Genomic DNA, 20,573 nt, shown 5'->3' with positions numbered 1-20,573 from the left:
CACCGCCGGAGGCAACCATGCCGGACACCACGACCACCAGGTACCTGCTCGGCGAGCGGGACATCCCCCGCGCCTGGCACAACCTGGCCGCCGACCTGGGCGGCCTCGCTCCCCCCGTCCATCCCGTCACCGGGCGGCCCGTGACCGCGGACGACCTTCTCGCGATCATGCCGCCGGAACTCGCCCGGCAGGAGACCAGCCGCGAGGCCGAGATCGAGATCCCCTGGCAGATCCGGCGGGCCTACGCGCAGTGGCGGCCCACTCCCCTGTTCCGGGCCCGCCGTCTGGAACGCGCCCTCGGCACCCCGGCCCGGATCTACTACAAGTACGAGGGCTGCAGCCCCACCGGCAGCCACAAGGCCAACACCGCCGTCGCGCAGGCCTTCTACAACCAGCAGGCCGGCATCCGGCGGCTCGTCACCGACACCGGCGCCGGCCAGTGGGGTTCCTCGCTGGCCTATGCCGGGGCCCTCTTCGGTCTCGCCGTCCAGGTCTTCATGGTGCGGGTCAGCTACCAGCACAAGCCCCACCGCCGTACCTTCATGGAAGCCTACGGGGCCCGCTGCGTGCCCAGTCCCAGCCCCGAGACCGCCGCCGGACGGGCCGTCCTGGCCGCCGACCCCGACTGCGAGGGCAGTCTCGGCATCGCCATCTCCGAGGCCGCCGAACTCGCCCTGTCCGACCCCGCCACCAGCTTCGCCAGCGGCAGCGTCCTCAATCACGTCCTGCTGCACCAGAGCGTCATCGGCAAGGAGGCCGTCGCGCAGCTCGCCCTCGCCGACGACCATCCCGACGTGCTGATCGGGTGCGTGGGCGGCGGCAGCAACCTCGGCGGGCTCATCGCGCCCTTCCTCCATCCGGCCGCCGGGCCCCCGCCCAGGATCATCGCGGTCGAGCCGACCGCCTGCCCCACCCTCACCCGCGGGCGGATCGCCTACGACTTCGCCGACAGCGCGGGGCTGACCCCCATGCTGCGGATGCACACCCTGGGCCACACCTACATGCCGCCGGCCCTGCACGCGGGGGGACTGCGCTACCACGGCATCGCGCCCCTCCTCAGCGCCGCCCACGAGCGCGGCCTCGTCGAAGCGCTCTCCCTGCCCCAGACCGAGTGCCTCGCGGCCGGTCTGCGCTTCGCCCGCACCGAGGGCATCGTCCCCGCGCCGGAGTCCTCCCACGCGATCGCCGCCGTCGTCCGCGAGGCACTGCGCTGCAAGGAGGCCGGACGTGCCGAGAGCATCCTCTTCGGACTGTCCGGCCACGGCCACTTCGACCTCACCGCCTACGAGAACCATCTCGCCGACCGCCTCCACGACCAGCCCCTCGACGAGAACGCCCTCGCCGCGTCCTTCGCCCGGCTCCCGGCGGCGGCGCTCGTCCAGGACTGACGTCCGGCGGGGCGGCCGGAGCCCCGCGGGGTACGCCGCGGGCCGGGGTACGCCGCGGGCCGGGGTGCGGGGCGTGCCCGTGGCCGGGCGGGGTCCCTCCTCCCGGCGGGACGGACCGCGCGACCGGGGCACGACACCGCAGACGCCGCCGGGCCCGTCCCCCGGCCTCGGCGTGTCCCTCGGAGTTCATCGCCGGGCCGAAGCAGCCGCGCGCGGCCGTGGTACGCGCGGACCAGGGCCGGGGCCGGCCGCGCGGCAGCCTCACGCTGCGCCCCGCGCACCTGCCCAACCCGGGAGCCGACCTGATCGAGGTCTTCGACCGGCCGCCGGTCCCGCACGGCAGCGCGGCGCGCCGGCCCCGCGCGCGTGGAGCACACCACGGTGACGGCCGGCCGGCCGCGGACCGGCCCCGTGGACCGCCCCGGTCGAGGCGCCCGCCGGCGATCCGGTCGCCTTCGCCTCGGACTCGCCGTACGCCTACGCAGCGCCGGGACCCGACGAGGTCCGCGCACCCCGGCCGCCAACCGCTGTCCGACGGCCGCCGGGCCGCCGGGCCACCGGGCCACCGGGCCACCGGGCCACCGGGCCACCGGGCCACCGGGCCACCGATGAGGTTACGAGGCCGATCACCCTCCTGGGGCGCAGGAGCCGGGGGCGCAGGTGGGGGCGGTGGGGGGTGGTGGGGGCAGTCCGGGCCATTGAAGAGACGCAACGTATGGTCTAACTTAGACAAGACGCAACGGTGAGTCTCACCATGAGCCTGCCGTCCCCCCGCACACCCGACCGCTCACGAGAGGCCGTGCCAGTGGAAATCGCGACCGTCCGTGCCGCCCAACGGACCGGCTCCCCCGGGAGGCCGCACGGCGGCGGCCCCGCCCTGTTCGGCGTGGTCTTCGCCTTCTGGATCACCATGGCGGGCACCACCGCGCCCACCGCGCTCTATCCGCTGTACGGAGAGGAGTTCGGCTTCGCGCCGTTCACCGTGACGGTGGTCTTCGCCGTCTACGCGCTCGGGGTCATCCTCGGGCTGCTCGTCTTCGGCCGGCTCTCCGACCAGGTGGGGCGCCGTCCCGTCCTGGTCGCCGCGACCCTGCTGTCCGCGGCCGCCGCCGCGGTCTTCCTCCTGGCCCACGGCCTCCCCGCGCTGTTCGCCGCCCGGGTCGTCTCCGGATTCTCGGCGGCCCTGGTGACCGGCGCCGCCACCGCTTCGCTCACCGAGCGGCTCGGCCCGCACAGCCGGGTCGGGCCCGCCACCCTCGCGCTGTTCGCCAACATGGGCGGGCTCGCGTGCGGCACCCTGCTCGCGGGTGTGCTGGCGGACCTCGCGCCCTCTCCGCTGCGCACCCCGTGGATCGTCCTGCTCGCTCTCGCCTCGGTCGCCGTGCTCGCGGTCCTCCTGGCCGGGGAGAGCTCCCCGCACCGTTCCGGGTTCTCCCCGCGGTTCCAGCCGCTGGGCGTCCCGGCCGAGATCCGTTCGGACTTCCTGCGCTCCTCGATGGCGGCGGGCGCGGGCTTCGCCGTGCTCGGCGTCCTGACCGCGGTGACCGGTCTCTTCGTGGGAACGGTGCTGCACGAGCCCGGTCACACACTGACCGGCCTCGTGGTCTTCGCCGCCTTCGCGTGCACCGCCCTCGGCCAGCTCCTCGTCCGTGCCCTCCGGCCCGCCGTCGCCCTGCCGGTGGCGTGCGCCGGCCTGATCACCGCGGCCGGGCTGATCGGCACCGCGATGGCCACCGGCTCCCTGGCCCTCCTGTTCGCCGGGTCCGCGGCCGACGGGCTGGCGACGGGCATCGCCATCGGCCACGGCCTCGGCACCATCACCACCCGCGGCGCTCCCCGGCACCGGGGCGCCTCGGTGTCCACCTTCTTCGCCGTCCTGTACTCGATGCTGGCGGTGCCCGCGATCGGGGTGGGTGTCCTGATCCGCGTGACGGGCCTGCGCCCGGCCGGCGGGATATTCAGCGCCGCGGTCGCCGCCCTCGCCCTCGGCGTCCTGCTCAGCCTGGTACGGACGGGCCGGAGAACCGCCTGACAGGGGCGCAGCGGACCGCTCCGCCACGGATCCGCTGTGCCAGAATCACAGCGACCGACACCGGGTGAAGGGCAGACGGACCATCAGCGCCACGCAGAGACCAGGACCGGCCGGCGGGAAGACCGCGGTCGTCAGCCGAACCGGCCCGCGCCGCAGCGAGAGTGTCCGGCGCGCGGTCCTGCACGCCGCGGACGACCTGCTGGTCGAGCGCGGCTTCGCGGCCCTGACGGTCGAGGGCATCGCCCAGCGCGCGGGCGTGGCCAAGCAGACGATCTACCGCTGGTGGAAGTCGAAGGTCGACATCCTCCTCGACACCCTCACCGACGACGCCCGCGAGGCCCTGGCGTGGCGGGTGGACGAGGACGGCAGCGCCGAGGAGAACCTCACCTCGCATCTGCGGCGCGTGGCCGGCTTCTTCGAGGAACCGGCCGGCCGGGTGCTGCTGGCCCTTCTCGGCCATGCCCAACTGGACCGTGAGACGGCCGCGTCGCTGCAGTCCAGGTTCCTGCGGGAGCAGCGGGAGCGGGACGTGGCCGGCCTGCGCGACCTGCTCGCCCGCGACGGCGGTCCCGGCGTCGACGACGCCACGCTCCACCGCCTCGTGGACCTGCTGCTCGCCCCGCTCTACCACCGTGCGCTCGTGCTCGGTTCCCCGATCGACCGGGAGCTGGTCGACACCACGTCCCGTCTCGTCCTCGGGCTCGCCCGCCGGCCGTCACCGCGGGACTGCTGAGTCTGCCCGCCCGGGTGACCGCGGGAGAGGTCCCGCGGTCACCCGGGCCGCTGCGGGATGAGAGCCCCGTGCTGGATGAAGGGGCCGGGGCCGGCTGTGCACTTCCCCCGTTCACGGCACCGCCACCCGGGATCGCCCGACACGCGGGCTTCCAGCGCGCCCGTCACCTCAGCGGGCGCTGTCCGCCTCGGCGGACGGTGCCGGGGTTTCCGCCGAGCCGACCGGGGCCCGGCGAGGGATGGCCCACATGGCCAGGGCGCCCAGCAGCGCGGGGATGGCGAAGGCGTAGAAGTTCGCCCTGAAGCCCCAGTCGGAACCGATGACGCGGCCCCCGTAGGCGGGGCCGAGGATCGCGCCGAGACGGCCGACGGACAGTGCCCAGCCAAGCGCGGTGGCCCGGTTCTCGGTGGCGTAGCGCTTTCCGATGAATGAGCTGACCTGGATGGTCGTACCTATGGTGCCGGCACCGGCGATGGCCACGAGCAGCAGCCGAACGCTGATGGGCAGGGGCAGGCTGAGCAGGAAGATGCACAGAGCGGCCACCAGGAACATGGTCACCGTCACCCGGCGGTCGCCGAGCCGGTCCGCGATGGCACCCGCGACCGGTGTACCCAGGATGGCGCCCGCGTTCAGCGCCAGGACGAAGAGCAGTGCCGACCCGAAGGAGTATCCGCCCTGCGTCATGATCTGGGCGAGCCAGGTGTTGAGACCGTAGATCAGCAGCATCCCGATGGCCATTCCGATGCCGAACAGCAGGGTGGGACGCCTGTTGCCCCGGGTGAACAGGGCGCGGAGCGGCTCGAGTCTGCCGGTGCCGCCGGGTGCGGTGTCCTCCCGGCCGCCCGCACCGTCTGCCGTCCGGCTGGTTCCGGTGCCGGGCTTCGGCCGGGCTCTCCTCTCCCTGGCGGCAAGGAAACTGGGGGACTCCGGAAGGAGGAAGAACGCCAGTGGGGCGAGCAGGAGGACCGGGGCCGCCCCGATCCAGAACATGGTGCGCCAGCCGAGGGCGGGGACCGTGGGGAGCGCGATGAGAGCGGCCAGGATGCCGCCGACGGAGTATCCGCAGAACATCAGGGCGTTGGTCAGGCTGCGGTAGCGCGGATGCGCGAACTCGAGCGTCAACGCGATGGTCGTCGGGGCAAGACCGCCCAGGCCTATCCCGGTCAGGAAGCGCAGGGCGCCGAATGCCGTCGGGGTCGGCGCGAGGGCGCACAGCACCATCCCGGCCGAGAGCCAGACGAGGCAGAGCAGCAGGACTTTTCGGCGCCCCACAAGATCGGTGATCGTTCCGACGGCGAGCGTTCCGACCAGCATGCCGATGAACGTGTAGGAGCCGATGGCTCCGGCTTCGGCCGGTGTGAGGTTCCAGGTGTCGTCCTTGAGGAGGACCGGCACGACGGTGCCGTAGACGATCAGGTCGTAGCCGTCCAGGACGATACAGGCGAAGCAGATGATGACGACACGCAGCCGATCCTGCTGTGCCGACATGAGCATGGGGGAAGTCATCGGGTTCTGTGATCCTTCCGCGGGATGTCACGGCCGGCGGCGCGGGTGTCCCGGGCACAGTGGCTGTGCGGCACCGCTCCGGCATGGGCGCGCCGGGCGTTCCGGGGCCCAGGCGGATGGACGCCGCCTTCTCCTTGTCCGCGGACGACCGGCGCGCTTGGGGTGAGATGTGACGAGGGTCGCGCTCGCCCGCCCCGCCACCAACGGGCCGTCCGGCTTGGCCGGACAGGCGGTGCCGGTGCCGGTTCCGGTGCTCAGGCGGTCAGGGGCCATGGGGGCGGGCGGGGGCCGGAGCCGGGTCCATGCCCTGGAACCGGGGTGGACGTCCGTGCCCGGCCGGGCGTCGTCACTCCATGAGGTGGGGCAGCCGACGGCCGATGGTCGTTGCCACCAGCAGCAGGTCCTTCACCAGTTCGTCGGACACCTCGCGCCGGCGCATCGCGTCCACGGGTGCGGAGATCGACACACCACCCACTGGTACGGCTGCGCGGTTCGTGATCGCGGCACCGACGGACGCCCTGCCGGAACGCTGGACGGGGGCCGTCGCGAAACCCCGCCGTCTCACCTCGGCGAGATCGGTCTCGAGGGCCTGGCGTTCCGGTACCGGTCGGTACTCGGCCTCGCAGGCCACGGCGACACGCCGCCACGCTTCCTCCGGTGCCAGCGCGGCAAGCGCCGCCCGGCCGCAGTCGGTGGTGTGGGCGAGCACGCGAGAGCCCATGTGCACGTCGGTCGGCAGGCTCCAGAGGCTCGACGTGCGGTCCAGGTACACGATCCAGCCTCCGACCAGTTGGGCGAGGTGGGCCTCCACCTGGCCGAACCGGACGAATCGCTTGCCCACGTCCTTGGCCGCGTCGAGCAGCCCCACGCGTTCGATCACCTGTCCGCCGAGACCGATGAAGGCGGGCCCGAGCCGGTACCCACGGCCCGGCACCGGTTCCAGCATCTCCGCTTGCACGAGCGCCACGCACAACCCGTGGGCGGTGGTCCGCGGAATGCCCGTCCGGGTCGCGATCTGCCGCAAGCTCTGGCAGGGCGTGACGGCGTTGAAGCTGTGGAGGATACGGGTGGCTTTCAGTACCGAGGAAACAGGGGAAACCTTGCGGTGCCTCCCGTCCGGGCCAGCCGGTTCCTCCATCGATGTGTTCCAGCCGAACTCAGTCGAGGAACCGGACGGACCAATCATGCGATGAGAGTACCTATCGGACCCGAGGGGGACCAGATCCGGTCGGGCGGCGTCCGGTGGAGCGGGCCGGAAGGCGTGGCGAAACCCGGCCCGGCCGAACGCGGGACGCACCGGTGGGCGGCCGGGGTTTCGGCGCCCGTCCCGGCAGCGGGCCGGACCCACGGGCGCCCGGTGAGAGGGGCGAGTGCGCGCGGGGTCCTCGGCCGGAGTCCTGGCGTCGCCGTCGAAGGCTGGTCCCGGGCGGCGCCGGCGGAGCCTGGCGGACAGGAAGCGCAGGCCGCAGGACACCTGGTGGCCCCCGGTGCTCCGGCTTCAGTGTTCAGATCCCGCCGAAGCGTCGGCGCTACGGTACCCGGCACACCCTGCCGGGCGCCCGGCCGCAGCGAACGGGAGGCGTGCGGCGCCCCCTTCCTCTGTTCCGGACTTCCGGCTGCCCTTCGCCGACGGATCGGCCACGGCCGGCGCGGAGAGCGCGGTGCGCCGGAGCGCGAGTGCGGTCCGGCGCGGGATGCGGTGGGCCGGGGGCGCCTCACGGGGCCCGTCCGGTGGGGGTGTGCGGCAGGGGCGCCGGCTGTCCGGGGCAACGAGCAGGACGGTCGCGGGAGGCTTCCGAACACGAGGCGGGCCGGAAGGGGGAATCCGATCGCGGACGGCCCGCTCCCCCGCGGGCCGTGCCGGCTCTCGCGGGTCTTCCCCGGCACGACCGAACCGCGCGGACACGGGGAATCCCCGGCGCCCGGCGGCACGGCCGCTCACCCGCCTCAGACGCCGGTCAGCCTCAGCGTGCCGAGGTGGGCGAACTCCGCGCTGATCTCCTGCTCCGGCACCAGGGGCACCGCGTCCGTCAGTCCTCCGCTGAGCACGAGCCACCCTTCTTCGATGGCGATCCCGCGTGCGCCGAGCGAGTTCGCCGCCAGGGCAAGCGCTTCCGCCGGGTGCCCCTGTACCGCCGCGCCGGTGGCGGAATCGATGACCCTGCCGTCGGACCCGAGATCGCAGGCTTCCCGTGCGAGGTCGAGATCCCGGGGCGGCAGTCCGGGCCCGCCGACGACGAAGCGAGCCGACGAGGCGTTGTCGGCGACCACGTCGGGCAGCGCGAACGCGAAATCGGCGAACCGGCTGTCGATGACCTCGAACCCGGCATGCACGCTGCGGACGGCAGCGAGTGCGCTCGTGGCGGTGACCCCCGGCCCGCACAGCCGCTCCCCCATGAGGAAGGCGATCTCCGGCTCGACACGGGGATGGATCAGCTCGTGGAGCGGCACGGGTGCGCCCTCCGGCAGCATCATCGCGTCCGTGAGCCATGCGGTGAGCGGGGAGTCGATGCCCATGCGTTGCTGCTTGGCACGGGAGGTGAGGCCGAGCTTGACCCCGACGACCCTCTCGCCGGATTCGACCTTGCGGCGCACCAGGGCGTCCTGCACCCGATACGCGGTGGGAAGGTCAAGCCCCTCCCAGTCGTCGCTGAGCCGGTCACCGGCCCGGCGGTCGGCCTCCCGGCCGAGCAGTTCGTCCACCGCCCGGTCGATCGTCCAGTCACTCATCAGGATTCTCCTTGTGGATCATGGGCGAATCCGCCCTGAACGCGGCGCCGCACCGGACGCAGGGGCCCGCCCGCCGGAGGGGGCACCCCCGCCCCCTCCGGCGGGGGTGTCACGAGACGTTGACGCCCGCACCCGTGCGGTCCCGGCCGGGGCGCGGTACCTTTCGTCGCGACCCGCCGGGCCGTCGCCGGAGAGGGCGTCCGCACCCGTCGGGGGCCGCCCCTCGGCGGCGCCGGGCCGGGAGGGTGCGGTCGCCGGCCCGGCGGTCCTCAGCCCTCGGTCCTCAGTCCTCTATGGACAGGACCATCTCGATCTCGACCGTGAAGCCCAGCGGGAGCGCGGACGCCCCGATGGCGGAACGGGCATGCGAACCGCGCTCGGGACCGAACAGCTCGTGCAGGAGATCGGAGGCACCGTCGATGACTTTCGGTGCGTCGCGGAACTCGGGGGCACAGGCGACGAATCCCAGGATCTTGATGATCCGGCCCACGGAATCCAGCGACCCGAGGGCGTCGCGTGTCTGCGCCAACAGATTCAGCATGCAGTCACGTGCGGCGAGGCGCCCCTCCTCGATGGAGCGGGCGGCGCCGACATGCCCGACATGCCCGTCGGCGCCCTGTCCGGAGAGGAACAGCAGGTCGCCGTGGCGCACATATCCGAGGTAGTTTCCGGCCTTCGGCCGCAGCGGCGGAAGCACCAGGCCGAGCCGTAGGAGACGTTCTTCGGGGGAGACGGTTTCCAACCGCCCGTCTCCGCCCCGGTGACCGGAGGTTCCACAGGCATCGTGGGCCCCCACGAGACCATCCGTCCGCTTTGCCCCGCTCATCGTCACAGCACGCCCTTCGCAGGCCGCATCTGGAGGTCCTTCCGGCGGCCGGGCCGCTCCACCAGCCGGATCTCGTGCAGGTCGTGCCCGACGGCGCTGCCGCCTCTGAAGTCCCGCCGTACGTGCTCCAGCCATTCGTCGTCCGAGACGACATCGGTGTGCGCGGGAGCGAGGTGGCTGAGGACGAGGTTGGACACCGCGGCGGACTCGGCCACCCTGCCCACCGCGGAGTGCAGGGTGTGGCGCTCCTCCCAGTTAGCGAGCAACCCCTCCATGAGGCCCGGCGCGGGCTTGAGTTCGGAAAGCAGGTGGTCGAGGTGGATCGACTCGTGCAGCAGGAGGTCGCTGTCGGCTGCGAGCCGCAGCAGGTTGTCGTTCGGCCTGGTGTCGCCGCTGCACACCACGGAGCCGTGCTCGGTGTCGAACCGGTAGGCGAACGCGGGAAAGCAGAAGCGGTGGTCGACCAGAGTGGCGGTCACCCGCACCCGGTCGTCCTCGAAGACCTTGAACGGGTCCATGGGCGGGCACCGGCGGGTGGCGTAGTCCGCGCCGGCTTCCTTGGGAATTCGCAGGTCCCGGGTCCGGATGAGCTCATGGATGTCGGCGTGGTCCTCATCGACGTACCGGATGTTGAGGTCGCCCTGGAACGCCGAGCCGAGGATACCGTCGACGACCTCGCTGATACCGGGGATCGGCGAGGCGAGGTTCTCCACACGTCTCGGGAAGCTGGGCTGTCCCGGCGGGCCGTGATGCGGCAGGTCCAGGGGGACCGCGCCGGGTCCCCAGATCGACAGCGTGTCGGTGTAGGACTCCCCCGGCAACTCCCACGGCACCAGGAGCGCGTGAGGCAGCTCCAGGTAGTGGTCGGAATGCATGTGGGTGATGAAGATGTGGCGGAGGTCCTCCCAGCGCAGACCCAGCTGCCGGTACCGCTGGACGGAACCGATCCCCGCGTCCACCATGTAGCTGACGCCCTCGACGACGATCACTGTCGAGATTCCCGTGCGCCCGCGCCAGACGACCGGCCCGGCCGCGGTCCCCAGCGTCAGGACGCGAAGGGCGGCACTGTCCCGGGACGGGTGCTCCCCGGACTCCGTGCCGGGGCCGCGCGTCAAGTCCGTTCGGAGCCCGGTGACCGCGGGGAGCGTCGGCTTCGGGGACAGGCCGTCGTCGCAGCAGTCCTGGGGGCCGGCAGGACTGCTTGCCAGCCGGCGGGGGCGCGTCCGGTCACCGACGCCCGAATGAAATACCTTTGCCATGGAATCGAACCTAGAATCGGGGCTCACAGCCGGTCCAACACCCGTCCGGCAAGGCCGGACACCGGTCCCGCACAGGGCCGGGGGTCTTTGACCGAGCGGTCGGCCGGCTGATCACCGAGGCGTACACGGTCACCGCGCTGCCGCGCGGTCGATCCGGCGGAGGAAGCCGAGGAGAACGGGCAGGAGCACATGAGGCATGTCGATGTTCGGCGCATGTCTGCATGGGAGTTCCACCACCTCGCAGCGGGGTGCGACGGCGGCGATGTGCGCGGCCCAGCCGGGCTCCAGCAGACTGTCGGACGTGCCTTTGACCAGGAGGAGGGGGACATCGGTCGCGGCGAGGGCGGCGGGCCACGCGTCCTGGCGGGGCTGCTTGAGCGGCTCGGGCAGCGCCACGCCGATGGAGGCCATCGCGCGGAAGTGTCCGGGCTGCCTCGCCCAGCGGGTCCGGTCGGCGGCCTGTTCCGCAAAGCCGGGGAAGTCGTCCACGAGCAGCCTGAGTATGCGTTCGATATCGGCCCGCGACCCGTCCCAGCGCGACAGTTGCCGTGACAACGGCGTTCGCCACGGTCCTCCGCCGCCCGCGATGCTGACCACCGACCGGGCCGGGAGCGCCGCCTCGGGCAGGGACCGCAGCGCGACCGTCCCCCCGAAGGAGTTGCCGATGACGTGTACCGGCTCTTCCACGGCCAGGACCCGCAGGAAGGCCGCCAGGTGCCGGATACGGAACTCGTGGGGGGGCCGGTCGAAATACGCCACCTTGTCGGTTCCGCCGAAGCCCAGGAGGTCCGGGGCGAGGACGCGGTAGTGCTGCGCGAACATGGGGATCATGGCTCCCCAGGTGACGTCGCTGCTGCCGCCCCACGCCCCGTCGTGCAGCAGCAGGAGCACCGGTGCGGCGGGGTCACCGGCTTCCAGGTAGCGCGTCGTGTACCCCCCGGCCCTGACTCGTCGTTCGGTGACGGGCCACGGGCCCGCGGCGGCAGCCGGCCCGTCGGCGGGGAGCGGGCGCGGATCGGTGTCAGGCATCAGGGACGTCCTGTCCAAAGTGGTAGTCGGCGGGGTCGGGCCGCCTTGTCAGCCGCCAGTACTCGATGATCGGCAGCGGCCAGTTCTGCGTGACCCGGCCGGAGGCGTTCTTGTACCAGCTGTTGACCCCCGGCGTGCTCCAGGCCATCGACTGATTCGCCTCGTCGATCCGGGAGTTGTAGGACTCGAAAACGTCCTGACGGCATTCCATGGAGCCCGCGCCGCGGCGCATCAGCTCCTGGATGCAGCCGATCGTGTAGTGAACTCCCGCCTCGGAGAAGAGGATGATGCTTCCGTTGAGGACCAGATTGGTGTTCGGCCCGTAGAGGCAGAACAGGTTGGGGAACCCGGGGATCGTGATCCCGAGGTAGGCACGCGGGTCACCCGCCCATTGCTCGTGCAGATCGACACCGCCTCGTCCGGTGATCTTCATGGGCTCCAGGAAGTGCGCGGCGAGGAAGCCGGTGCCGTAGATGATCACGTCCACCTCGTGCTCGACCCCGTCGGCGGTCACGATGCCCTTCTCGGTGATCTCCTCGACGCCCTCGGTGATCAGGTGGACGTGCTTTGACTTCAGGGTGCGTGCCCAGTCCCCGTTGTCACGCAGCATCCGCTTCGTGTACGGGGGATAGTCCGGGACCACCCGGGCCAGCAGGTCGGGGCGGTCGGCGTACTGGCCCTCCAGGTGGGAGTGGAGTGCCCGGCGCACCGCTTCGTTCAGCCTGGACACGGACCGTTCGGACGTCCAGTCGGGATCGATCACCATGAACTGGCGTCTGGCCTCGAGGCTGTTCCAGAACTGCATGAACCTGAACCAGCGGTGGTAGTTGGGCACATGCCTCAGCAGCCAGCGCATGCCGTCGGGAAGCTTGTCGTGATAGGAGGGGGTGGGCATCATCCAGGGAGCGGTGCGCTGGAACACCCGCAGTTCCCCGACCTCGGGTGCGATGGCGGGGATCACCTGGTAGGCGCTGGCGCCGGTCCCGATGACGGCCACCCGCAGTCCTGCCAGGTCGGCCCCGTCCGGCCATTGCGCGGTGTGGAACGCCAGTCCCCGGAACCGGCTCCGGCCGGGGATGTCCGGGTAGCTGGGCCGGTTGAGTTGGCCGACCGCGCTGATGACGGCATCGGCCCGGACGACCGACCGTGATCCGTCAGTGGACTCGCAGGTCAGCTCCCAGGCCGCCGTCCCCTCATCGAAGTGGGCGGAGACGACCTCGGTCCCGAAGCGGATGCGTGGGCGGATCGCGAATTCGTCGACGACCTCGTCGAAGTAGTCGAAGATCTCGTCCCGGGGAGAGAACTGGTTCTGCCAGTCGGCCTTCTGCGCGAAGGAGTAGCTGTAGGCGAAATTGCTGGTGTCCAGCCGGCATCCGGGGTAGCGGTTCGCCCACCAGGTGCCGCCCACGTCCTCGCTCTTCTCGAGAACGACATAGGGGACTCCGGCCTGATCGAGGCGGTGAGCGGCAGCGATTCCCGACATCCCGGCCCCGATCACCGCGACCGAGAATTCCCTGTCCGGCGCGAGTTCGTCCTTGTGCCAGTCCGGCGCCCCGGCGTCGCCGGTGAGCCCGAGTTCATGGTTCAGGAGCGGCAGGTAGTCGTCGGGAAGGTCTCCCGTGACGAACCGGACGAGAGTCCGCTGTTCCTCCGGGGAGAGAGGCCCCGGCGGGGGCGACCCCGCGTCGCGGTACTGTCGCAGGGCCCTGAGAGCGAGTTCGCGGGCCGCGGCCTGGCTCTCGGGGGACATTCCTCCCTGCGGGAGCAGGTCCGCCACCGGTGAGGGAGGCGCCGGGCGAAACCGGTCCGCGATGAGCGCCGGATCCCCGGTCAGATGGGCGAGGGCCGGCAGCAGGGCAGGCAGATCCGCTTCGAGCAGCGCCTCCCTGATCTCGTCATCACCAGCGGTGACGGGATTGACGGGTCGCGGTTCGGTCATGCCTGCGCTCACTCTCTCTATCGGCACACTGCGGGTGGGCGCGGCACACGCCTCGGCCCGCTCCAGGTGACTTCTCACGTCCGGGGTCCCGCCGGGGCTCAGGGCCCGGCCAGGCGGACGCACACGTTGGTGGGCTCACTGTAGAAATCCAGTGAGTGCCTTCCGCCTTCGCGGCCGATCCCGGACAGGCCGGTGCCACCGAACGGCGATCGCAGGTCGCGCAGGTACCAGTCGTTGACCCATGACATGCCCACGCGCATCTGCTGGGCCACCCGGTGGCCACGCTCCAGATCGCTGGTCCAGACCACGGCGGCCAGTCCGTACTCGGTGTCGTTGGCCAGCGAGACCGCTTCGGGCTCGCTGTCGAAGGGCACCAGCCCGGCGACCGGGCCGAAGACCTCCTCCCGCATCACCCGGGAGGAGTTGTCCAGTCCGGTCCACAGGGTGGGCTCGATCCACGCTCCGCCGTCCAGTCCCGGCCCCAGGTCCGGGATGCCACCGCCGACGACGACATCGGCGCCCTCCTGCACGGCCCGTTCCAGGAAGGAGGCCACCTTCGCCCGGTGCCCGAGGGAAATCAGCGGTCCGGTTGTCGTCCCGGCCGCGTAGGGCGACCCCATACGCAGCGAAGCCGCCTTCTCCCTGAGCCGGGAGACGACTTCGTCGAACACCGGCCGCTCGACGTAGACCCGTTCGGTGCACAGGCAGACTTGTCCCGTGTTGGTGAAGATGGAACGGCTCAGTCCTTCGACCGCCCGGTCGAGATCGGCGTCGGCGAACACGACGGCGGCGTTCTTGCCGCCCAGTTCGAAGGAGACCGGACGCACATGGTCGGCCACGGCACGCATGATCGTCGAGCCGGTGCGGGATTCCCCGGTGAACGTGATGGCGTCCACCCCGGGGTGGGTGGTCAGGAACTCACCGGCCGATCCGGCACCGAACCCGTGGACCACGTTGAACACGCCGTCGGGGACACCGGCCTCCGCCATGATCTCGGCGAGTACCACGGCCGATGAGGGTGTCTCTTCCGAAGGCTTGACGACCACCGCGTTTCCGCAGGCCAGGGCAGGTGCCACTTTCCAGGTGAGCAGAAGGAGCGGAAGGTTCCACGGAACGATGACCCCGACGACCCCCAGGGGTTTGGGCACCGTGTAGTTCAGTGCCCTGCCGCCGTTCCCGAACTCGGTGACGAAGGCCTCCGGACCGGTGCAGGCGACCATGTCGGCGAAGCTGCGGAAGTTCATGGCCGCACGGGTGACATCCAGTTCCCGGGCGAGCTGGACGGGTTTTCCGGTATCCGCCACCTCGGCTCGCACCAGATCATCGAACCGGGCTTCGACGGTGTCGGCGACACGGCGCAGCAGGCGTACCCGCTCGGCGACGGTGGTGCGCCCCCAGGGGCCCTCCAGCGCCTCTCGCCCCGCGCGTACGGCGGCGTCCACGAGGCCGGAGCCGGCCTCGTGGACGACCGCCACCACGGAGCCGTCGACCGGACTGACCTTCTCGAACGTCGAGATGCCCTCCACGAACCGGCCGCGTACGAAATTGCGGAGTGAGGATCGGCTCGCACCCACGTCTACTCCCGGGCCCGGTCCGCAGGATGCCCCGGCGCGCCGGGAGACACCGCCGCCCCCTGGGCATGGTGGTGGTCGGCGCCGCCGACCAGGGCGACCACCGCGGCGTCGACGCCCTCACCGGCCAGCCTCCGGGCCACGTCGTCACCGGTCACCAGCACCGTGTTCCCCTCGGCCACCTCCACCAGGTCGACGGCCACGACCAGCGCGCCCTCCGCGGGCTTGACCATCACCAGACGCCGCTTCGCCAGCGACGGGATCTCCCGGGCGTTCCACACCCGTCCGACAACCTGGCCGACTATCACCCCGCACCTCCGCTTTCCAGGCTCCGTGTCCCCTGGGGCGCCGCTGTCGCCAGTGCCGCACGGGAACCGTTCTCCAGCAGTCCCAGCGACACCGCGTCAGGACGCGGATACATCCGCACCGCCCGCAGTTCCCCGTACTGCGCCACCGCCGCGGACCCCGAGTCCAGCGCCTGCCGTACGGCCGCGAGCTGCCCTCGTACCGCGACCGCGAAGAACCCGTACGAGATCCGTTCGATCCCGGCCACTTCCACGTCCGCGGTCTTCAGCATCGCCTCGATGCCCGCTGCCAACGCGACCGCTCCGCGCGTCTCCACCAGGCCGACGGCCTGACCAGACTGGTTCATCGCACTTCCTCCTACGAGTCCAGCAGTTCCGGATGAAAAGCGAGCGCCGCCACCGGTGCGGCCGGGCTCGCGAAAATGATCGAACGTACCCGCGCGCCCGACACCTCACGCGCTGCCGTCTCCCCCACTTCCACGGCTTCCTCCACCGTGGCCAGGTCTCCCGTGACCGCGACCGCGACGAGTCCGCCGCCGAGCCTGACGGTGCCGTTCACCTGTACCGAGGTCGCTTTCACCATGGCGTCGACCGCGTCGAAGACCGGCACGAACCCCTCTGCCTCGATAAACCCCACCGCGTGGTTCACGATTCACCTCTCACATTGTTTTCTACGAATGAGGACGGCCAGTGGACGACAGCTCCCCCGGTGCCCCACAGGGGGCCGTAGGCGAGAACCCTCGCCGGGGAGGTGAGCCGCCCGGTCCCGGCCAGGAAGGCCAGGGCGCGGAACTGGCTGTCCGCCTGCGCCTCGGACGCGTACCGTTCACGGGTGGCCAGCGCCCGTTCCAGGTCACCGTCGGACAGCAGATCGAGCATCCTGCGGTCCCACGCTTGGTGCTCGTGTTTCTCGACGCGGTCCTCCTCAGGGGCCATCCAGCGCTGTGTCAAGCCGCTGGACATCCCGGACACAGCCACGAGGAAGACCCGTTTCCCGGAGGATTCCGCGGCCCGTACTCCTGCCGCGGCGATTTCCCCCAGGTCGTCGGCCGCGGCGTAGAGATTGCACGAGACAAGAGCGGAAGGTATTTTGCCGCCGGGGTTGAGGAAATTCTGGGCGACAATCGTTCCCGTATCGATGGGGAAGTGCTCATAGCGGGTACGCCGGGCCTGGAATCCGGACCGCTCGGTTTCCGCCGCCCATTCCTCGGTCAATTCGACGTCGACGGGGAACGAGTACCTCAGGGTCCCGTAGTCGAAGTCGTACCAGTTCTCGTCGACGTGCACGCCCTGCGGGCGTGGGTCCATCTGGAACTGGTGGCCCAGTACCGTGAACCACTGGGTCGAGAGGATCAGCAGCGCGTCCGGCGCCTCGTCCGCGATGATCCCGCCCACCTCGGTGGTCGCCGCCGCGAGCGCCTCCCAGCTGCTCGCCCTGTGCCCTGCGAGCAGCTGGGGCATCCCCGGGACCAGGGCCGCACCCGCGAAGCCCGGTGAGTGGTTCATGCCGACACCCTTCCGGGCTCCCAGGCCGCGACGGCGTTGCCGGTGCCGATGACCGTGCCGTAGGCCAGCACTTCTCCGAGTCCCTCGGGCCACCCGAGAGCGGACAGCATCCAGCTCAGGCTGCCGGCCTTCGTCTCCGACTCGGTGGCTTCGATGTGCTCGGGGATGAACCCCTTGAGGTCGCGCGTGCGGCCCGCCCGGACGAGTTCGAGCAGACGCATGTCCCACTGGTACTGGTGGTTGCTGTAGACATGCTCACCGGCCATGTCCTCGGGCAGCTCGGGCTCCCGGTCCCAGTGCAGATGGGACAGCGAGTTCGAGCCCGCCAGGACGGCCCGGCGCCCGGTCGCCTCGATCGCCTTGCGGGTGGCCTCCCCGAGCACTTCCATCTGGTCCAGCGAGCTGGTCGAGTAGTAGTAGGGGTTGTTGTTGGCGGACAGCGACACCACGGGGATGTCCCATTCCGGGTTCAGCAGGTGGAGCGCGGTGATGGTGGCGTAGTCGACGCGTACCCCCTCGGTCTTCAGCTTGCGGGTCACCAGACCGTCGGCGGACGCCTGGTCCGCGATGGCCTCGGCCAGTTCGACGTCCGTCCGGAAGTCGTAGCGGTAGCGCAGCAGGTTGGGAAAGATCGGCTCCACGGAGACACCGCGCGGGTTGGGCACGCAGTTCACGTGGTGGCCCACCATCGTGATCCAGTGCGGGGCGTGGATCACGATGACGTCCGGCCGAAGCTCCTTGATCCGCTTCCTGACGTTCTCGTAGGCCCAGCGCAGGACCTCCCATCCGCCCTGGGACCGCGGTTCGTTCTGCGGCGGATTCTCCGCGTACAGCAAATGGGGCGGGTGCGGCGCGAGGTAGCCGGCGACGATGCCGGGGCCGTCGTCGGCCGGCGAGGTGACCGGGGAGGGCCTACGCCGCCACGAGTTGTCTCCCGGCGTTGCACGAAAAATGCGCGACATGGGAGGAGTCTGAATCGCCGGCACGGGGGCGGCCAGGGGCTGTCCGGCAGCGCGGGACAGGAGCGGCGGGCAGACCGGCGGTGGATCCCAGCGGGTTCGCCAGGGGCCGGCGCCGGCTTGCCGGGAAGAGGCGGTCGTGGCCGGTCGTCGGCCGGGGCCCGACGGCCTGGAGGCTAGGGCCTCTCGTTTGGATCATGCCGGGCTCGCGGACCCTGGCACCGCACCTCGCCGCGTTGTCGTCGGTCCCCAGGGCTCCGCCCCGACTCCCTCCTCCGCCCTGCGACGCACGGCGCCGGACCCCGCTCCCCGATCCGGCCTGATCCAGACGAAAGACCCTGGTGCGGGGGCTGTCCGCTGTGCGTCTGTCCGGACGGGTGGCCGGCGGGGCAAGCCGGGCCGTCCGCGGGTCACCGGCGTTCACGGGGCGGTCCGGGGACGGCCCGCCTGCGGGGCGAGTCCGCTACGCGCGGGTGGCCTCGAAGGTCCACACGTCGTCCGCGGCGGTCGGGGCGGCGCCCGCGCGGTAGCCGCCGTGGACCTCGACCCGGGCGAAGCCCGCCCGGTGCAGCATGGCGGTGAACTCGGCCAGCCCGAACCACAGCAGGGAGAAGACCTGGAGTTCGGTGCGCGTCAGGGCGCCGCTCCGCCAGGCTTCGTAGCGGAGCCAGCGGGTGGTGCGCTGGGCGACCGGGTCCACGTGGGTGCGCCAGGTGGTGAGGGTGATGAGGTCGTCGCCGCTCCACCGGTGGCGGACCGGTCCGTCGTCGGGGGCCGTGCCCGTGGACGGCGGTTCGACGTCGACGATCAGCCGTCCTCCCGGGGCCAGGTTCGTGTGCATGGCCGCGAGCGCGGTCCGCGCGCCCGCCTGGTCGGGCAGCAGGGCGAAGGAGCCCGTGGGGATCACGATCGCCTCGAAGACCCCCGGGGCACGGTGGGTGGTCATGTCGCCCTCGGACAGCTCGGCCCGCACGCCGTGCCGGGCGCAGTTGGCGCGGCACCGTTCCAGCATGGGGGCCGAGGTGTCGTAACCGCGTACGTCCAGTCCCCGTTCGAGCAGGGGGATCAGGACGCGGCCGGTTCCCACGGCGGGTTCCAGGACGGGGCCGGACACGTTCCGCAGACGGTCGGCGTAGAACTCGACGTCTCCGAACGAGGTGCCGACCGGCTTGTCGAGTTCGTAGAACAGGGTGGCCAGCGGGCCGTAGCGCCAGGCGGTGTCGTCGAAGCCGGAGTGCATGTGTTCCTCGGGGTGATGTCCGGGCGGACGGGCGTGTCCCGTCCGGGATCCTGCGGACATCCTGCAATGGAGCTGTCCGGGAGACCAAGCCGGTTGGGCGGGCGGGGCGGGGGCCGTCCGCGGCGCGTTCCCCCGGCCGGGCCCCTGAGCACGTCAGCGCTGAGCGCGCGGGACCGCTCCCGCGCACCGGGCCGGCGGCCCTGCGGTGCCCGGAGGTCATGGTGTGTGGTGCCCGCCGTGGGCCGGAGCGGTCCGTGGCCGCGGGGTCAGCGGGCGTGGCGGCGGAGCGCGTCGAGGAACCGGTCGATGTCGTCGGGGGTGTGGGAGAAGGCGGTGACGAGCCGGACGACCCCCGGTCCCCAGCGCCCCCGGTAGAAGGTGTAGCCCTCCGCGAGGAGTCCGTCGATGGTCCGCTCGGGCAGGCGGCAGAAGATGATGTTGGCCTGTGGGGCGGCCAGCAGGTCGGTGCCGGCCATGGCTTTGAGGCCGTCGCCGAGCCGTGCGGCCATGGCGTTGGCCCGGCGGGCGTTGCGCAGCCAGAGGTCATCGGTGAGGTATGCCTGCATCTGGGCGGCCTGGAAGCGCATCTTGGAGGCGAGTTGCCCGGCCCGCTTGACGCGGAAGGTGAGTTCGTCGGTCAGTGCCGGATCGAAGCAGACGATCGCTTCGGCGGTCATCGCGCCGTTCTTCGTGGCCCCGAACGAGAGCACGTCGACGCCGGCCTTCCAGCTCATCTCGGCGGGGGTGGCGCCGAGGTGTTCCAGGGCGTTGGCGAAGCGCGCACCGTCCATGTGGACGCGCAGGCCGGCGTCCTTGGCGATGCCGGCCAGGCGGTGGATCTCCCCGAGGGTGTAGACGCTGCCGCTCTCCGTGGCCTGGCTGATGCTCAGCACGGACGGCTGCACGCTGTGCACATCACCGGCCCGGTGGCGCGCCGCCCGCTCCAGGGCGTCGGGGTCGATCTTGCTGTCGTCGCCCGGAACGGCGAGCAGCTTGGCGCCGTCGGTGAAGAACTCGGGAGCGCCGCACTCGCTGTTGTTGATGTGGCTGGCCGGATGGCACAGCACGCCGCTCCACGGCCGGGTGAGGGCGGCCAGGCCCAGGGCGTTGGCGGCGGATCCGGTGTTGACCAGGAAGACGGAAGCCTTCCGTTCGAATACGGCGCTCAGTCGGTGGCGGACGGCTTCGGTCAGGGGGTCCCTGCCGTACGGCGGGGCCTGCCCGGCAGCCGCGTCGGCGACGGCCCGGACCATCTCGGGCGAGGCCCCCGCCATGTTGTCGCTGAGGAAAGCGGGGTTGGAGGGGGCAGGGTCGGCGGAGGTGTCCATGGAGGGCCTTCCTGGTAGCCGGTGTCGGGGGGAGCCGGGGCCGATGCCTTCTCCCCCGGTGCTGCGGCGGGACCGCGGGGGGCGCGGCCCGGTGTGATCGGTCGATCGCGGGCTCCGGCCGCGCTGTCTTCCCCGGCCGGCGCGCGGCGGGCCGGGGCGGGGGCCGTCGGCCGCCGCGGTGGTGGTGCGGAGGCGTGCGCCCCGATGGTGCCGCTCCTTTGG

Annotated in this window: 18 protein-coding genes; 3 read left to right on the top strand and 15 right to left on the bottom strand. The window is 71.6% G+C overall.

Translation table 11 applies throughout. The annotated features are described in order from the left end of the window. Positions 1-17: 17 nt before the first annotated feature. From GTY84_RS12585 to GTY84_RS12575, 3 genes are all read left to right on the top strand, one after another. Positions 18-1,388, top strand: coding sequence for a TrpB-like pyridoxal phosphate-dependent enzyme (locus GTY84_RS12585; RefSeq protein ID WP_161226274.1), 1,371 nt, complete (start codon positions 18-20; stop codon positions 1,386-1,388). Positions 1,389-2,187: 799 nt separating this feature from the next. Next, a complete protein-coding gene (locus GTY84_RS12580) occupies positions 2,188-3,420 on the top strand; it encodes an MFS transporter (RefSeq protein ID WP_345943419.1) in 1,233 nt (410 codons plus the stop codon). 64 nt (positions 3,421-3,484) lie between these two features. Further along, positions 3,485-4,153: a TetR/AcrR family transcriptional regulator gene (locus GTY84_RS12575; RefSeq protein ID WP_345943418.1), complete on the top strand. Its 669-nt coding sequence runs from the start codon at positions 3,485-3,487 to the stop codon at positions 4,151-4,153. A gap of 168 nt (positions 4,154-4,321) precedes the next feature. Here GTY84_RS12575 and GTY84_RS12570 read toward each other — a convergent pair whose 3' ends face one another. The 15 genes from GTY84_RS12570 to GTY84_RS12500 all read right to left on the bottom strand — a co-directional run bounded on the left by GTY84_RS12570 (position 4,322) and on the right by GTY84_RS12500 (position 20,351). Then, complete coding sequence (locus tag GTY84_RS12570; RefSeq protein WP_202550910.1) at positions 4,322-5,659, bottom strand: aromatic acid/H+ symport family MFS transporter; 1,338 nt, start codon at positions 5,657-5,659, stop codon at positions 4,322-4,324. Positions 5,660-6,005: 346 nt separating this feature from the next. Continuing rightward, positions 6,006-6,845 carry an IclR family transcriptional regulator C-terminal domain-containing protein gene (locus GTY84_RS12565; RefSeq protein ID WP_161226272.1) on the bottom strand — a complete coding sequence of 280 codons (840 nt, stop codon included), beginning with the start codon at positions 6,843-6,845 and terminating at the stop codon, positions 6,006-6,008. Between the two features lie 761 nt (positions 6,846-7,606). Beyond that, positions 7,607-8,389: a 4-oxalocrotonate decarboxylase gene (locus GTY84_RS12560; RefSeq protein WP_161226271.1), complete on the bottom strand. Its 783-nt coding sequence runs from the start codon at positions 8,387-8,389 to the stop codon at positions 7,607-7,609. A 283-nt stretch (positions 8,390-8,672) separates the two neighbouring features. Further along, a complete protein-coding gene (locus tag GTY84_RS12555) occupies positions 8,673-9,131 on the bottom strand; it encodes a RidA family protein (protein WP_202550909.1) in 459 nt (152 codons plus the stop codon). An 86-nt stretch (positions 9,132-9,217) separates the two neighbouring features. Then, positions 9,218-10,474, bottom strand: coding sequence for an MBL fold metallo-hydrolase (locus GTY84_RS12550; RefSeq protein ID WP_161226270.1), 1,257 nt, complete (start codon positions 10,472-10,474; stop codon positions 9,218-9,220). A 129-nt stretch (positions 10,475-10,603) separates the two neighbouring features. Beyond that, positions 10,604-11,503: an alpha/beta fold hydrolase gene (locus tag GTY84_RS12545; protein ID WP_161226269.1), complete on the bottom strand. Its 900-nt coding sequence runs from the start codon at positions 11,501-11,503 to the stop codon at positions 10,604-10,606. Beyond that, positions 11,496-13,442, bottom strand: a complete 1,947-nt coding sequence (locus GTY84_RS12540; protein ID WP_161226268.1) for an NAD(P)/FAD-dependent oxidoreductase — start codon at positions 13,440-13,442, stop codon at positions 11,496-11,498. The genes GTY84_RS12545 and GTY84_RS12540 overlap by 8 nt, the downstream gene beginning before the upstream one ends. A gap of 98 nt (positions 13,443-13,540) precedes the next feature. Next, a complete protein-coding gene (locus tag GTY84_RS12535) occupies positions 13,541-15,016 on the bottom strand; it encodes a 2-hydroxymuconic semialdehyde dehydrogenase (protein WP_161226267.1) in 1,476 nt (491 codons plus the stop codon). Positions 15,017-15,018: 2 nt separating this feature from the next. Next, positions 15,019-15,321: a EutN/CcmL family microcompartment protein gene (locus tag GTY84_RS12530; protein WP_161226266.1), complete on the bottom strand. Its 303-nt coding sequence runs from the start codon at positions 15,319-15,321 to the stop codon at positions 15,019-15,021. After that, the gene (locus tag GTY84_RS12525; RefSeq protein WP_161226265.1) at positions 15,318-15,665 is read right to left on the bottom strand and encodes a BMC domain-containing protein; all 348 of its coding nucleotides are present in this window, start codon (positions 15,663-15,665) and stop codon (positions 15,318-15,320) included. Before GTY84_RS12525 ends, GTY84_RS12530 begins: the two co-directional genes overlap by 4 nt. 11 nt (positions 15,666-15,676) lie before the next feature. Beyond that, complete coding sequence (locus tag GTY84_RS12520) at positions 15,677-15,967, bottom strand: BMC domain-containing protein (protein WP_202550908.1); 291 nt, start codon at positions 15,965-15,967, stop codon at positions 15,677-15,679. Beyond that, positions 15,964-16,824: a 2-amino-5-chlorophenol 1,6-dioxygenase subunit alpha gene (locus GTY84_RS12515; protein ID WP_161226264.1), complete on the bottom strand. Its 861-nt coding sequence runs from the start codon at positions 16,822-16,824 to the stop codon at positions 15,964-15,966. Before GTY84_RS12515 ends, GTY84_RS12520 begins: the two co-directional genes overlap by 4 nt. After that, positions 16,821-17,786, bottom strand: coding sequence for a tRNA U-34 5-methylaminomethyl-2-thiouridine biosynthesis protein (locus GTY84_RS12510; RefSeq protein WP_161226263.1), 966 nt, complete (start codon positions 17,784-17,786; stop codon positions 16,821-16,823). Before GTY84_RS12510 ends, GTY84_RS12515 begins: the two co-directional genes overlap by 4 nt. Positions 17,787-18,246: 460 nt before the next feature. Further along, on the bottom strand, positions 18,247-19,023 hold the full coding sequence (locus GTY84_RS12505; RefSeq protein ID WP_161226262.1) for a class I SAM-dependent methyltransferase: 777 nt from the start codon (positions 19,021-19,023) through the stop codon (positions 18,247-18,249). A gap of 266 nt (positions 19,024-19,289) precedes the next feature. After that, positions 19,290-20,351 carry a low specificity L-threonine aldolase gene (locus GTY84_RS12500; RefSeq protein WP_161226261.1) on the bottom strand — a complete coding sequence of 354 codons (1,062 nt, stop codon included), beginning with the start codon at positions 20,349-20,351 and terminating at the stop codon, positions 19,290-19,292. Positions 20,352-20,573 lie beyond the last annotated feature (222 nt).

The organism is Streptomyces sp. SID8352 (genome assembly GCF_009862265.1).
In the GTDB taxonomy this organism is placed as follows: Bacteria; Actinomycetota; Actinomycetes; order Streptomycetales; family Streptomycetaceae; genus Streptomyces.
This window is presented reverse-complemented; position numbering and strand designations above follow the sequence as displayed.

Coding starts and splice junctions, on each gene's coding strand:
- GTY84_RS12570 (WP_202550910.1), bottom strand. CDS start 5,659: ATGACTTCCCCCATGCTCATGTCGGCACAGCAGGATCGGCTGCGTGTC.
- GTY84_RS12550 (WP_161226270.1), bottom strand. CDS start 10,474: ATGGCAAAGGTATTTCATTCGGGCGTCGGTGACCGGACGCGCCCCCGC.
- GTY84_RS12565 (WP_161226272.1), bottom strand. CDS start 6,845: ATGATTGGTCCGTCCGGTTCCTCGACTGAGTTCGGCTGGAACACATCG.
- GTY84_RS12505 (WP_161226262.1), bottom strand. CDS start 19,023: ATGCACTCCGGCTTCGACGACACCGCCTGGCGCTACGGCCCGCTGGCC.
- GTY84_RS12525 (WP_161226265.1), bottom strand. CDS start 15,665: ATGAACCAGTCTGGTCAGGCCGTCGGCCTGGTGGAGACGCGCGGAGCG.
- GTY84_RS12540 (WP_161226268.1), bottom strand. CDS start 13,442: ATGACCGAACCGCGACCCGTCAATCCCGTCACCGCTGGTGATGACGAG.
- GTY84_RS12545 (WP_161226269.1), bottom strand. CDS start 11,503: ATGCCTGACACCGATCCGCGCCCGCTCCCCGCCGACGGGCCGGCTGCC.
- GTY84_RS12585 (WP_161226274.1), top strand. CDS start 18: ATGCCGGACACCACGACCACCAGGTACCTGCTCGGCGAGCGGGACATC.
- GTY84_RS12560 (WP_161226271.1), bottom strand. CDS start 8,389: ATGAGTGACTGGACGATCGACCGGGCGGTGGACGAACTGCTCGGCCGG.
- GTY84_RS12515 (WP_161226264.1), bottom strand. CDS start 16,824: ATGAACCACTCACCGGGCTTCGCGGGTGCGGCCCTGGTCCCGGGGATG.
- GTY84_RS12500 (WP_161226261.1), bottom strand. CDS start 20,351: ATGGACACCTCCGCCGACCCTGCCCCCTCCAACCCCGCTTTCCTCAGC.
- GTY84_RS12510 (WP_161226263.1), bottom strand. CDS start 17,786: ATGTCGCGCATTTTTCGTGCAACGCCGGGAGACAACTCGTGGCGGCGT.